General features: G+C 68.1%; 13 protein-coding genes. 12 read left to right on the forward strand and 1 reads right to left on the reverse strand.

The genetic code is table 11. The features are described 5' to 3' along the window. The first annotated feature begins 6 nt into the window (after positions 1–6). The 12 genes from ABT342_RS28100 to ABT342_RS28155 all read left to right on the forward strand — a co-directional run bounded on the left by ABT342_RS28100 (position 7) and on the right by ABT342_RS28155 (position 10,894). Positions 7–1,323: an MraY family glycosyltransferase gene (locus ABT342_RS28100; protein WP_351579703.1), complete on the forward strand. Its 1,317-nt coding sequence runs from the start codon at positions 7–9 to the stop codon at positions 1,321–1,323. 274 nt (positions 1,324–1,597) lie between these two features. Then, on the forward strand, positions 1,598–2,035 hold the full coding sequence (locus ABT342_RS28105) for a Cg1360 family ATP-synthase-associated protein (RefSeq protein WP_351579706.1): 438 nt from the start codon (positions 1,598–1,600) through the stop codon (positions 2,033–2,035). 228 nt (positions 2,036–2,263) lie between these two features. Then, complete coding sequence (atpB, locus tag ABT342_RS28110; RefSeq protein ID WP_351579709.1) at positions 2,264–3,073, forward strand: F0F1 ATP synthase subunit A; 810 nt, start codon at positions 2,264–2,266, stop codon at positions 3,071–3,073. Positions 3,074–3,155: 82 nt separating this feature from the next. Further along, positions 3,156–3,386, forward strand: a complete 231-nt coding sequence (atpE, locus tag ABT342_RS28115; protein ID WP_351579712.1) for an ATP synthase F0 subunit C — start codon at positions 3,156–3,158, stop codon at positions 3,384–3,386. 42 nt (positions 3,387–3,428) lie between these two features. Continuing rightward, on the forward strand, positions 3,429–3,971 hold the full coding sequence (locus tag ABT342_RS28120; protein WP_351579715.1) for a F0F1 ATP synthase subunit B: 543 nt from the start codon (positions 3,429–3,431) through the stop codon (positions 3,969–3,971). Next, positions 3,968–4,783 (forward strand): F0F1 ATP synthase subunit delta, encoded by an 816-nt coding sequence (locus tag ABT342_RS28125; protein WP_351579718.1) that lies wholly within the window; start codon positions 3,968–3,970, stop codon positions 4,781–4,783. Before ABT342_RS28120 ends, ABT342_RS28125 begins: the two co-directional genes overlap by 4 nt. 130 nt (positions 4,784–4,913) lie before the next feature. Then, entirely contained in the window at positions 4,914–6,506 is a 1,593-nt protein-coding gene (gene atpA / locus ABT342_RS28130) for a F0F1 ATP synthase subunit alpha (protein ID WP_351579721.1), read from the forward strand. Positions 6,507–6,526: 20 nt separating this feature from the next. Further along, positions 6,527–7,444, forward strand: a complete 918-nt coding sequence (locus ABT342_RS28135; RefSeq protein ID WP_351579724.1) for a F0F1 ATP synthase subunit gamma — start codon at positions 6,527–6,529, stop codon at positions 7,442–7,444. Continuing rightward, a complete protein-coding gene (gene atpD, locus ABT342_RS28140; RefSeq protein WP_351579727.1) occupies positions 7,444–8,886 on the forward strand; it encodes a F0F1 ATP synthase subunit beta in 1,443 nt (480 codons plus the stop codon). Before ABT342_RS28135 ends, atpD begins: the two co-directional genes overlap by 1 nt. A gap of 242 nt (positions 8,887–9,128) precedes the next feature. Further along, positions 9,129–9,500: a F0F1 ATP synthase subunit epsilon gene (locus tag ABT342_RS28145; RefSeq protein WP_351579730.1), complete on the forward strand. Its 372-nt coding sequence runs from the start codon at positions 9,129–9,131 to the stop codon at positions 9,498–9,500. 145 nt (positions 9,501–9,645) lie between these two features. Next, positions 9,646–10,092, forward strand: a complete 447-nt coding sequence (locus ABT342_RS28150; RefSeq protein WP_351579733.1) for a DUF2550 domain-containing protein — start codon at positions 9,646–9,648, stop codon at positions 10,090–10,092. A gap of 61 nt (positions 10,093–10,153) precedes the next feature. Next, entirely contained in the window at positions 10,154–10,894 is a 741-nt protein-coding gene (locus tag ABT342_RS28155; protein ID WP_351579736.1) for a 4'-phosphopantetheinyl transferase family protein, read from the forward strand. 268 nt (positions 10,895–11,162) lie between these two features. Here the strand turns inward: ABT342_RS28155 and ABT342_RS28160 are convergent, their stop codons facing one another. Beyond that, the gene (locus ABT342_RS28160) at positions 11,163–13,010 is read right to left on the reverse strand and encodes a glycosyl hydrolase family 18 protein (protein ID WP_502965631.1); all 1,848 of its coding nucleotides are present in this window, start codon (positions 13,008–13,010) and stop codon (positions 11,163–11,165) included. Positions 13,011–13,114: the final 104 nt, after the last annotated feature.

Genomic DNA, 13,114 nt, shown 5'->3' on the forward strand with positions numbered 1-13,114 from the left:
CAGCCCGTGCGTGATTACCTGCTGACGCTCTGTGTCACGGCCGCGGTGACCTATCTGCTGACCGGTCCGGTGCGGAAGTTCGCCATCGTGACCGGAGCGATGCCGGAGATCCGTGCCCGCGACGTACACCGAGAACCGACACCACGGCTCGGTGGCATCGCCATGTTCTTCGGGCTGTGCGCGGGGCTCCTCGTCGCCGACCACCTCACCAATCTCAACAGCGTCTTCGAGCGCTCCAACGAGCCACGGGCCCTGCTCTCCGGCGCCGCGCTGATCTGGCTGATCGGTGTCCTGGACGACAAGTTCGAGATCGACGCGCTGATCAAGCTGGGTGCGCAGATGATCGCCGCGGGCGTGATGGTGGTGCAGGGTCTGACGATCCTGTGGCTGCCGATCCCCGGTATCGGCACGGTCGCCCTCACTCAGTGGCAGGGCACGCTGCTCACCGTCGCCCTGGTCGTGATCACCATCAACGCGGTGAACTTCGTCGACGGTCTGGACGGTCTGGCCGCAGGCATGGTCTGCATCGCCGCCGCCGCGTTCTTCCTGTACGCGTACCGCATCTGGTACGGCTACACGATCGAGGCCGCCGCCCCCGCCACCCTCTTCGCCGCCATCCTCATGGGCATGTGCCTGGGCTTCCTCCCGCACAACATGCACCCGGCGCGGATCTTCATGGGTGACTCCGGCTCGATGCTGATCGGCCTGGTACTGGCCGCGTCCGCCATCTCGGTGACCGGCCAGGTCGACCCGGACGCGCTGAAGCTCTTCGAGGGCGGCACCCGCGAGGCCACGCACGCGGCGCTGCCGGTCTTCATCCCGCTCCTGCTGCCGCTGACGATCATCGCGATCCCGGTCGCCGACCTGCTGCTGGCGATCGTGCGCCGTACGTGGAACGGAAAGTCGCCGTTCGCCGCCGACCGCGGCCACCTGCACCACCGGCTGCTGGAGATCGGACATTCGCACAGCCGCGCGGTGCTGATCATGTATTTCTGGTCGGCGTTGATCGCCTTCGGTGTCGTCGCGTATTCGGTGCATTCGGCGTCGATGTGGATCGTGCTCGGGATCGTGGCGCTGAGCGCGATCGGCCTTGTGCTGCTCCTGCTGCCCCGTTTCACCCCGCGCGCCCCGCGCTGGGCGGAGGCCTTCGTGCCGCCCCGCTACCGGCGCCGCAAGCGGGTGGAGACCGTGCCGTCGGCGGTCACGTATGAGGGTGAAGTGCCGGAGGAGCGCGTTCAGGTTCCGGCGGGCGTCAACGGGGCGACCGCCATCGGGGCCCGTTCCCGCTTCCCGGAGCGGCGTAAGGCCGGTACGCGCGGTTGACGGGCGCCACATTCTTGGCGTAATCCGGCCCAATACCAGACAAAGCGGCTTGGAGTCCTGCACACACGCGCAGGGTCACTCTCATGTGTGAGAGTTGGCACACCTCTGGGTAAAGACCTATTCAAATAGTTTGTGATACGGTTCACGAGAGCCGGAGACAGAGCCGAAAGACCGTAGTGCGACGGTCTATTGGCCACGAGACCCACCTCGAACCGGATCTACGCTCGTCCATGACGACACCACTTGCCCCCACCACGTAAGCGGAGCTGCCGCCATGCCGTCCAACGACGCCCGCACCCTCCTTCAGGCCGCCGTACCCACCGCTGCCGCCGGCGCTATCGCCGCCGTCGTCAGCGGAGTGGTCGCCGGTGGCAAGGGGGCGGTCGGGGCGGTCGTCGGCACCGCGCTGGTCGTTCTCTTCATGGGAATCGGCATGGTGGTGCTGCAGCGCACGGCGAAGAACTTCCCGCAGCTGTTCCAGGCCATGGGGCTGATGCTCTACACGGCACAGCTGCTGCTGCTTTTCATCTTCCTGGCCGTGTTCAAGGACACGACCCTGTTCAACCCGAAGGCGTTCGCCTTCACCATCCTCGCGACGACCATTGTCTGGGTCGCCGCGCAGGCCCGTGCCTACATGAAGGCAAAGATCCTCTACGTAGACCCCGAGTCCTCGAAGGGCGAAAAGCCCGAGAAGACGGGGTCTTCCTCATGAGAGGTAGGGCCGGGATAAATGCCCGTTCGCGATCCTGCTATCGTCCGGTGCCAACTGCGGCACTGCGGGCGCGGGTGTCCGAGCTGACGCCTGTCCCAGCGCGAGGCTCGACGCCGAACCGCCGCCCCCTTATCCGTAAGACCACCAGTCCAGTGCCGACCCGCGGCTGCGCGCCGCGCCGACACAACGAGGTTGCCGTACCTATGCGCCACGCTGAAGGAGCCCGCGGTGAGTGCTGACCAGACGCTTGCCTTCGACCCGAGCTGTCACATCTTCACCGGATGCGGCTTCCCGGCTCCGGGCCTGCACACCTTCCTCTACGAGCCCATCGCCACCTGGGGCGGCTTCGAGTTCACCAAGCCGATGCTGCTCGCGCTGCTGGGCTCCGTCGTGGTCGTCTGGTTCTTCTGGGCCGCCTTCAGCAAGCCCAAGCTGGTCCCGGGCAAGCTCCAGATGGTCGGCGAGGCCGGTTACGACTTCGTGCGCCGCGGCATTGTCTACGAGATCATCGGTAAGAAGGACGGCGAGAAGTACGTGCCGTTCATGGTCTCGCTGTTCTTCTTCGTGTGGATGATGAACCTCTGGTCGATCATCCCGCTCGCCCAGTTCCCGGTCACCTCGCTGATCGCCTTCCCGGCCGGTCTCGCGCTGATCGTGTACGTCATGTGGGTCAGCCTCACCTTCAAGAAGCACGGCTTCGTCGGTGGCTGGAAGAACATCACCGGCTACGACAAGTCGCTCGGCCCGATCCTGCCGCTGATCGTCGTCCTCGAGTTCTTCTCGAACCTGATCATCCGGCCCTTCACGCACGCGGTCCGACTGTTCGCGAACATGTTCGCCGGTCACCTGCTGATCGTGATGTTCTCCCTGGCCACCTGGTACCTGCTCAACGGCATCGGCGTCATCTACGCCGGCACGTCGTTCGTGATGGTCGTCGTCATGACCGCCTTCGAGCTCTTCATCCAGGCCGTCCAGGCGTACGTCTTCGTCCTCCTGGCCTGCAGCTACGTGCAGGGCGCGCTCGCCGAGCACCACTGAGCCGCGCTTTCCCGTCCCACCTCCATCCACACCTCCGGTGGCCAACCCCCACCGGGTCCTTGAAAGAGAAGGAAGAACCGGCATGTCCACTCTCGCCGCTGTCACCGGCAACGTCGCCTCCATCGGTTACGGCCTTGCCGCCATCGGCCCCGGCGTCGGCGTCGGCATCATCTTCGGTAACGGCACCCAGGCCCTCGCCCGTCAGCCCGAGGCGGCCGGCCTGATCCGCACCAACCAGATCATGGGTTTCGCCTTCTGTGAGGCGCTCGCCCTCATCGGCATCGTCATGGGCTTCGTCTACCCGTCCGCCTAAGACGGACTGACGGCCCATACCCCTTTCACGGAAGGCACTGATGTGAACGCTCTCCAGCTTGCGGCGGAGGAAGCTCAGAATCCTCTCGTCCCGCATCTCGACGAGCTCGTCATCGGCCTGATCGCCTTCGTCATCGTCTTCGGCTTCCTCGCCAAGAAGCTCCTCCCGAACATCAACAAGGTTCTGGAGCAGCGTCGCGAGGCCATTGAGGGCGGCATCGAGAAGGCCGAATCGGCCCAGATCGAGGCCCAGAGCGTGCTTGAGCAGTACAAGGCTCAGCTCGCCGAGGCCCGCCACGAGGCTGCGCGTCTGCGCCAGGAGGCGCTGGAGCAGGGCACCGCGCTCAAGGAAGAGCTGCGCGCGGAGGGTCAGCGGCAGCGCGAGGAGATCGTCGCCGCCGGCCACGCCCAGATCGAGGCCGACCGCAAGGCCGCCGCGCAGGCGCTGCGCCAGGACATCGGCAAGCTTGCCACCGACCTGGCCGGCAAGCTGGTCGGTGAGTCCCTCGAGGACCACGCCCGCCAGAGCCGCACGATCGACCGCTTCCTCGATGAGCTCGAGGAGAAGGCCGAGGCCGCGCGATGAACGGAGCGAGCCGCGAGGCACTGGCTGCCGCACGCGAGCGTCTCGACGCGCTGACCGACAACACCTCGGTCGACGCGGCGAAGCTCGCCGAGGAGCTGGCCGCCGTCACCGCGCTGCTCGACCGCGAGGTGTCGCTGCGTCGGGTCCTGACCGACCCGGCGCAGGCAGGCGAGGCCAAGGCCGAGCTTGCCACGCGACTGCTGAGCGGTCAGGTGGGCGGCGAGACCGTCGACCTGGTCTCCGGCATGGTCCGTTCCCGCTGGTCGCAGTCGCGCGACCTGGTGGACGCGCTCGAGGAGCTGGCGGCCACCGCCGACCTCACCGCGGCCCAGCAGGCCGGCGGGCTCGACGATGTCGAGGACGAGCTGTTCCGGTTCGGCCGGATCGTCGTCTCCAACGCCGAACTGCGGTCCGCGCTGACGGACCGCGCCGCGGCGGCCTCCGCCAAGGGCGAGCTGCTGCGCAGCCTGCTCGGCGGCAAGGTCAACCCCGTCACCGAGCGTCTCGTGGTCCGTCTCGTGACCGCGCCTCGGGGACGTAGCCTGGAGGCGGGACTCGAGTCCCTGTCCAAGCTCGCCGCAGCGCGCCGGAACCGCACGGTTGCCGTCGTGACCTCGGCGGTGCCGCTCAGTGACCAGCAGAAGCGGCGCCTCGGAGCCGTACTGGCGAAGCTGTACGGCCGCGAGATGCACCTGAACCTGGACGTGGACCCCGAGGTCCTCGGCGGGATCACGGTGCGCGTCGGCGACGAGGTCATCGACGGGACCATCGCGGAGCGCCTCGAAGAGGCCGCTCGGCGCGTGTCCGGCTGACCAGCCACCAACACAAGACGCATGACCAACGGCCCGTGTTGGGCCGTGCAGAGATTGCAGAAGATTCCTGGGGGTCGCCCCCAGACCCCCAAAGAAACTTCGGGCCCAACAAGGAGAGCAGGGAACCCAGATGGCGGAGCTCACGATCCGGCCGGACGAGATCCGGGACGCGCTGGAGAACTTTGTCCAGTCGTACAAGCCGGACGCGGCCTCGCGCGAGGAGGTCGGTACGGTCAGCCTGGCCGGCGACGGCATCGCGAAGGTCGAGGGTCTGCCCTCGGCCATGGCGAACGAGCTGCTGAAGTTCGAGGACGGAACCCTCGGTCTCGCCCTCAACCTCGAGGAGCGCGAGATCGGTGCGATCGTTCTCGGCGAGTTCAGCGGTATCGAGGAGGGTCAGCCGGTGCAGCGCACCGGTGAGGTCCTCTCCGTCGGTGTCGGCGAGGGCTACCTCGGCCGCGTTGTCGACCCCCTCGGCAACCCGATCGACGGCCTCGGCGAGATCGCGACCGAGGGCCGCCGTGCCCTCGAGCTGCAGGCCCCGGGCGTCATGGCCCGTAAGTCCGTGCACGAGCCCATGCAGACCGGCTACAAGGCCGTCGACGCGATGGTGCCGATCGGCCGTGGCCAGCGTCAGCTGATCATTGGTGACCGTCAGACCGGCAAGACCGCCCTGGCCGTCGACACGATCATCAACCAGCGCGACAACTGGCGCACCGGCGACCCGAAGAAGCAGGTCCGCTGCATCTACGTCGCCATCGGCCAGAAGGGCTCCACCATCGCGTCCGTGCGTGGCGCGCTGGAGGAGGCCGGAGCGCTCGAGTACACGACGATCGTCGCCGCCCCGGCGTCCGACCCGGCCGGCTTCAAGTACCTGGCGCCGTACACCGGTTCGGCCATCGGCCAGCACTGGATGTACGACGGCAAGCACGTCCTCATCATCTTCGACGACCTCTCGAAGCAGGCCGACGCCTACCGCGCCGTCTCCCTGCTGCTGCGCCGCCCGCCGGGCCGTGAGGCCTACCCGGGTGACGTCTTCTACCTGCACTCGCGTCTGCTGGAGCGCTGCGCCAAGCTCTCCGACGACATGGGCGCCGGTTCGATGACGGGTCTCCCGATCGTCGAGACCAAGGCGAACGACGTGTCGGCGTTCATCCCGACCAACGTCATCTCCATCACCGACGGCCAGTGCTTCCTGGAGTCCGACCTGTTCAACGCCGGCCAGCGTCCGGCCCTGAACGTCGGTATCTCGGTCTCCCGTGTCGGTGGCTCCGCCCAGCACAAGGCCATGCGGCAGGTCTCCGGCCGTCTGCGTGTGGACCTCGCCCAGTACCGCGAGCTGGAGGCGTTCGCCGCCTTCGGTTCCGACCTGGACGCGGCCTCCAAGGCGCAGATGGAGCGCGGCAAGCGCATGGTCGAGCTGCTGAAGCAGGGCCAGTACCAGCCGATGCCCGTCGAGGAGCAGGTCGTCTCCATCTGGGCCGGCACCACCGGCAAGATGGACGACGTCCCGGTCAACGACATCCGCCGCTTCGAGGCCGAGCTGCTGGAGTACCTGCGCCGTGAGCGCAAGGACCTCCTGACCAGCATCGCCGAGGGCGCGAAGATGTCGGACGACACGATCCAGTCCGTCGCCGACGCGATCTCCGGCTTCAAGCGGCAGTTCGAGACCTCGGACGGCAAGCTTCTGGGCGAAGACGCGCCGGTCAGCACCGCCAAGTGACGACGGAAGGGACCTGACTCATGGGAGCCCAGCTCCGGGTCTACAAGCGTCGCATCAAATCCGTCACCGCGACCAAGAAGATCACCAAGGCGATGGAGATGATCGCCGCCTCGCGCATCGTCAAGGCGCAGCGCCAGGTGGCGGCGTCGACGCCGTACGCGACCGAGCTCACCCGTGCGGTGACCGCGGTGGCCACCGGCTCGAACACCCAGCACGCCCTGACCACCGAGGTGGAGACCCCGGTCCGCGCCGCGATCCTGCTCATCACGAGCGACCGCGGTCTGGCCGGTGGCTACTCCTCGAACGCTCTCAAGGCGGCGGAGGAGCTCACTCAGCGCCTCCAGGGCGAGGGCAAGGAGGTCGATGCGTACATCGTCGGCCGTAAGGGTGTGTCGTACTACAACTTCCGTGAGCGCAAGGTCACGGAGTCGTGGACGGGCTTCACCGACAACCCGACGTACGCGGACGCCAAGGCTGTCGCGGCCCCGCTGATCGCGGCGATCGAGAAGGACACCGCCGAGGGCGGCGTGGACGAGCTCCACATCGTCTTCACCGAGTTCATCTCGATGCTCACGCAGACTCCCGTGCAGAGCCGGCTGCTGCCGCTCAAGCTGGAGAAGGCTGTGGAGGAGTCGGAGAAGAAGGGCGAGATCCTTCCGCTGTTCGACTTCGAGCCGTCGGCCGAGGACGTCCTCGACGCCCTGCTGCCGCGCTACGTCGAGAGCCGGATCTACAACGCGCTGCTTCAGGCCGCTGCCTCCAAGCACGCCGCCACCCGCCGCGCGATGAAGTCGGCGACCGATAACGCCGGTGAGCTCATCAAGAGCCTCTCCAGGCTTGCCAACGCGGCCCGCCAGGCCGAAATCACCCAGGAAATCAGCGAGATCGTCGGTGGCGCCAGCGCCCTGGCCGACGCGACCGCGGGGAGTGACAAGTAATGACGACGACAGTTGAGACGGCCGTTGCCACGGGCCGCGTCGCCCGGGTCATCGGCCCGGTCGTCGACGTGGAGTTCCCCGTCGACGCGATGCCGGAGATCTACAACGCGCTGACCGTCCAGGTCGCCGACCCGGCCGAGGAGGGCGCGCTCAAGACGCTGACCCTCGAGGTCGCGCAGCACCTCGGTGAGGGCCTGGTCCGCGCCATCTCCATGCAGCCCACCGACGGTCTGGTCCGCCAGGCCCCGGTGACCGACACGGGTGACGGCATCACCGTCCCGGTCGGCGACTTCACCAAGGGCAAGGTGTTCAACACCCTCGGTGAGGTGCTGAACAAGCCCGAGGAGAACGCCAACATCGGCGAGCGCTGGGCGATCCACCGCAAGGCCCCGACCTTCGACCAGCTCGAGTCCAAGACCGAGATGTTCGAGACCGGCGTCAAGGTCATCGACCTTCTCACCCCGTACGTCAAGGGTGGAAAGATCGGTCTGTTCGGTGGTGCCGGTGTCGGCAAGACCGTTCTGATCCAGGAAATGATCTACCGCGTCGCCAACAACCACGACGGTGTGTCGGTGTTCGCGGGCGTCGGTGAGCGTACCCGTGAGGGCAACGACCTCATCGAGGAGATGTCGGACTCCGGCGTCATCGACAAGACGGCGCTTGTCTTCGGCCAGATGGACGAGCCCCCGGGAACGCGTCTGCGCGTCGCCCTGGCCGGTCTGACCATGGCGGAGTACTTCCGCGATGTGCAGAAGCAGGACGTGCTCTTCTTCATCGACAACATCTTCCGGTACACCCAGGCCGGCTCCGAGGTGTCCACCCTGCTCGGCCGTATGCCGTCCGCGGTGGGTTACCAGCCGAACCTGGCCGACGAGATGGGTCTGCTGCAGGAGCGCATCACCTCGACGCGTGGTCACTCGATCACGTCGATGCAGGCGATCTACGTCCCCGCGGACGACCTGACCGACCCGGCCCCGGCCACCACCTTCGCCCACCTCGACGCGACGACGGTTCTCTCCCGTCCGATCTCCGAGAAGGGCATCTACCCGGCCGTGGACCCGCTGGACTCCACGTCCCGGATCCTGGACCCGCGCTACATCGCGCAGGACCACTACGACGCCGCCACGCGCGTCAAGGGAATCCTGCAGAAGTACAAGGACCTCCAGGACATCATCGCGATTCTCGGTATCGACGAGCTGGGCGAGGAGGACAAGCTCGTTGTCCACCGTGCCCGTCGCGTGGAGCGCTTCCTGTCGCAGAACACCCACGTCGCCAAGCAGTTCACCGGCGTGGACGGTTCGGACGTGCCGCTCGACGAGTCGATCGCCGCGTTCAACGCGATCTGCGACGGTGAGTACGACCACTTCCCCGAGCAGGCGTTCTTCATGTGCGGTGGCCTGGAGGACCTCAAGGCCAACGCCAAGGAGCTCGGCGTCTCCTGAGTCCCGTGACTCGTGAAGGGGGGCGGGTTCGCTCCCGCCCCCCTTCTCACGCCCGTCCCGGGCCCCCGGGACAGGCCCGTGCGTTCGCGCGCGCGGACCCCGCTGTACCCCTCGGGGGACAACCCCCGGACCCCCGGCCGAGAGGCACGGGGCGGGCCCGTGCGTTTGAGCGCCCGGACCCCTACTAGACTTATGACCCAACACCCGGCATGACCGCCGGGTGGTGACCCGAGGAGCCACCCTTGGCTGCTGAGCTGCACGTCGAGCTGGTCGCCGCCGACCGCCAGGTCTGGTCCGGCGAGGCCACCCTGGTCGTCGCGCGCACCACGTCCGGCGACATCGGCGTCATGCCCGGTCACCAGCCGCTGCTCGGTGTGCTGGAGTCGGGCCCGGTGACCATCCGTACGAGCGAGGGAACGGTCGTTGCCGCTGTGCACGGCGGCTTCATCTCGTTCGCCGACAACAAGCTGTCACTGCTGGCGGAAATCGCCGAGCTGGCGGACGAGATCGACCAGCAGCGCGCCGAGCGTGCGCTGGAGCGCGCACAGACGGAGTCGGACGCCGCCGCCGAGCGGCGCGCCGATGTCCGGCTGCGCGCGGTGGCGGTGCGCTGAGCGCACCCCGCCGATGGACCACCCTCAGCCGCGGCCCGAGCTGGACTTCTCCAGACCGGGTCGCGGCTGAGGCGATGCAGGTGAATCTGCATATGCAGGCGCAGAGGGTTTTCCGCTACGGGACGAAGCGAGGAGGTCGGTGGAGATGTTCCTCGCTCTGCTTGTGAGCTGTCTGGTCGTCGCACTGGTGGTGATCGGGCTCTTCGTCTTCGGCCTGCGCCGCCGGCTGATCCAGCGCTCGGGCGGCACGTTCGACTGCAGCCTGCGCTGGAACGTACCGGAGGAGAGCGATCACTCCGGTAAGGGCTGGGTGTACGGCGTCGCACGCTACAGCGGTGACCGGATCGAATGGTTCCGGGTCTTCTCGTACGCGCCCCGCCCGCGCCGGACGCTGGAGCGCGCCGCGATCGAGGTGATCGCGCGGCGGATGCCCGAGGGCGAGGAGGAGCTGGCGCTCCTCTCGGACTCGATCGTGCTCGGCTGTCAGCACAAGGGGACCCGCCTGGAGCTGGCGATGAGCGAGGACGCTCTCACCGGCTTTCTCGCATGGCTGGAGGCGGCGCCTCCCGGGCAGCGAGTCAATGTGGCATGAAAGAGGCGTGTCGCTGGATGGGGTCCCCCCAGGCGAAGCTCCGGGGGAGGGGCGACGTCGCGTGACCGACGATCCCGCGCTGGTGGGACCGGGGGAGTGCCACGTCTGGTCCGCCGAGGCGCACTGGGCGCCGGAGCTGATGGAGCTGCTGGACCTGCTCGACGAGAACGAGCGGGCGCGGTGCACGGGCTTCCGCCACGACGAGTCCCGGGCGCTGTATCTGACTGCCCACGTCCTGGCCCGCAGGGTCGTCGCCGCCCAGCTCTCGATCGCCCCGCGCGACGTGGTCGTCGTACCCGTCTGCAAGCACTGCGACGGGCCGGACGACAAGGGACCGCACGGCAAGCCGACCCTCCCCGGTACCCCACTGGAGCTCTCGCTGTCGCACTCGGGCAGCCGGGTGATGGTCGCGCTGACGACGGCCGGTCCGGTCGGGGTGGACCTGGAGGAGATCGTGCCCTGGCAGGACCTGCTGGCCGACGCGCTCTCCGCGGCCGAGCAGCGTGAGCTGGCCCTGGTTCCGGAGGCGGGGCGGGCGCGTGCCTTCACGCGCTACTGGGCCCGCAAGGAGGCCGTGCTGAAGGCCACCGGCGACGGTCTGATGGTCGAGCCGGCGACGCTGACGGTGTCCGCGCCCGGCCTGCCCGCCGAGCTGCTGGAGTGGCACGAACGCCCCGAGCCGCACCTCGCGGTGCGGCTCGAGGACGTCGACGCCGGGGAGGGCTACCGGGCCGCGGTCGCCGTCGTGGGGTCCGGCGACCGCGTCCGGCTGGTACGACACGAGGCCGTACCGGTCATCTAGGTCCTGTCCGGCCGATCTTGCCGGGCTCGCGTGCCCTGGCACGCACTCCCCCAGAGCTGCGCCTGGGGGTGCCCCCAGCTGCGTTGTCGTCGGTCACCGACTCCCCCGTAGCCCTTCGGGCACGGGAGGTGCCGCCACCGCGTCGATTCCCTCCGCCGCCTTGCAGCTGCACGCACCGGACCCTCCCCCCTATGCCCTGCGGGCGTGGGGGGACCCCCACTCGCTGATTCGGCCTGATCGACCGGACAGGACCTGAGCGGGCCGGCCGCTATCCCAGTCCGCTGTTGATCGCGCTCACCAGCTCGCCGTTGGTGGTGTCACCGCTGAACTCCCAGAAGAACGCTCCGCGCAGCCCCTGGTTGTTCGCCCAGCCCATCTTCGAGGTGACGGTCGCCGGGGTGTCGTAGCTCCACCAGTTGCCGCCGCAGTGCGCGTACGCCGTACCGGCGACGGTTCCGGTGGCCGGGCAGCTGTTCCTGAGGACCTTGTAGTCCTCGATGCCCTGCTCGTACGTGCCCTGCGCGGGGCCGGTCGCGGTGCCGCCCGGCGCCGACTGGGTCACTCCGGTCCAGCCGCGCCCGTAGAAGCCGATGCCGAGCAGCAGCTTCGACGAGGGCACACCCTTGGCCTTGAACTTGGCGATCGCCTCGGCGGAGTTGAAGCCCGCCTGTGGGATGCCGGCGTACGAGGTCAGCGGGGAGTGCGGGGCGGTCGGGCCCTGGGCGGCCCAGGCGCCGAAGAAGTCGTACGTCATCACGTTGTACCAGTCGATGTACTGGGCGGCGCCCGCGTAGTCGGCGGCGTCGATCTTGCCGCCGGACGAGGCATCGGCCGTGACGGCCGCGGTGACCAGGTTGTTCGCACCGAACTTGGCGCGCATCGCCTGCATCATGTTCCTGATCGCGGCCGGACCGCTGGTGTCGCAGGTCAGACCGCACGCGTTCGGGTACTCCCAGTCCAGGTCGATGCCGTCGAACACATCGGCCCAGCGCGGGTCCTCGACCAGGTCGTAGCAGGACTGGGCGAAGGCCGTCGGGTTCGCCACGGCCTGGCCGAAGCCGCCGGACCAGGTCCAGCCGCCGAACGACCAGAGCACCTTGATGTGCGGGTACTTGGCCTTGAGCTTGCGCAGCTGGTTGAAATTGCCGCGCAGCGGCTGGTCCCAGGTGTCGGCGACGCCGTCGACGGACTGGTCGGCGGTGTAGGCCTTGTCGTAGTCGGCGTAGGCGTCGCCGATCGTGCACTTGCCGCCCTGGACGTTGCCGAAGGCGTAGTTGATGTGCGTGATCTTCGCCGCGGAGCCGGAGGTGACGAGGTTCTTCACGTGGTAGTTGCGTCCGTAGACGCCCCATTCGGTGAAGTAGCCGAGCTTGACCTTGGTCCCGGGGTTGGGGTTCGGGTTCCCGCCGGTCGTCCGGACGGCGCGGGCGCCGCTGACGGGGCCGGTCTGGTCGGCGGTGTCCCGGGCCTGTATCGCGTACGAGTAGTCCGTACCCGCGCTCAGGCCGGTGTTGGTGTACGTGAGGCCGGTGACGGTGGCGACCTTCGTGCCGTCGCGCAGTACGTCGTAGTTCTTGATGCCCTTGTCGTCCGTCGCGGCCGTCCAGCTCAGTGTCACCGCGCTGTTGGTGATGTTGCTCGCGGTCGGGGTGCCGGGGGCCGAGGGCGCGTTGTCGCCGGGGACGGTGCCGCCGTCGCAGGAGGCGCCGTTGAGCTTGCAGTTGCCCGGGGAGCCGGAGCCCGCGCCGTTGAAGCCGAAGGAGACGGAGGCGCCGGGGGCGAGGGTGCCGTTCCAGCTCTTGTTCTTGGCGGTCCAGTGGGTGCCGGAGCCGGTGACATCGGCGTCCCAGGCCGAGGTGACGGACGTACCGGAGGGGAAGTCCCACTCGACGGTCCATGAGGCGATCGAGGTGGTGCCGGTGTTCTTCACCGTCCATTTGCCCTCGAAGCCGCTGCCCCAGTCCTGGGTCCGGGTGTACGTCGCCGTGGCGGAGGTCGCCGCCTCGGCGGGGGCGGCGAGGCCGACCATCGCGGCGAGAGGGAGGAGCAGGGCGGTGAGTCCCGCCGTCGCTCGTGATCTGAATCTGCTTCCGGTGCGGGGGGTTCTCGTGCTCAAGGGTGCTCCTCGAGTTGCGGACGGACAAAGGGGGGACGGTCCGTGCCGGCGATCCGCAGGGCTCACAGCGGTATGCCGTGCGGCGAGACTAGGAAGGTCTGGAC

Origin of the sequence: Streptomyces sp. NPDC000410 (assembly GCF_040300305.1) — a bacterium.
Lineage (GTDB): Bacteria > Actinomycetota > Actinomycetes > Streptomycetales > Streptomycetaceae > Streptomyces.

Coding starts and splice junctions, on each gene's coding strand:
- ABT342_RS28105 (WP_351579706.1), top strand. CDS start 1,598: ATGCCGTCCAACGACGCCCGCACCCTCCTTCAGGCCGCCGTACCCACC.
- atpE (WP_351579712.1), top strand. CDS start 3,156: ATGTCCACTCTCGCCGCTGTCACCGGCAACGTCGCCTCCATCGGTTAC.
- ABT342_RS28125 (WP_351579718.1), top strand. CDS start 3,968: ATGAACGGAGCGAGCCGCGAGGCACTGGCTGCCGCACGCGAGCGTCTC.
- atpA (WP_351579721.1), top strand. CDS start 4,914: ATGGCGGAGCTCACGATCCGGCCGGACGAGATCCGGGACGCGCTGGAG.
- ABT342_RS28135 (WP_351579724.1), top strand. CDS start 6,527: ATGGGAGCCCAGCTCCGGGTCTACAAGCGTCGCATCAAATCCGTCACC.
- atpD (WP_351579727.1), top strand. CDS start 7,444: ATGACGACGACAGTTGAGACGGCCGTTGCCACGGGCCGCGTCGCCCGG.
- ABT342_RS28150 (WP_351579733.1), top strand. CDS start 9,646: ATGTTCCTCGCTCTGCTTGTGAGCTGTCTGGTCGTCGCACTGGTGGTG.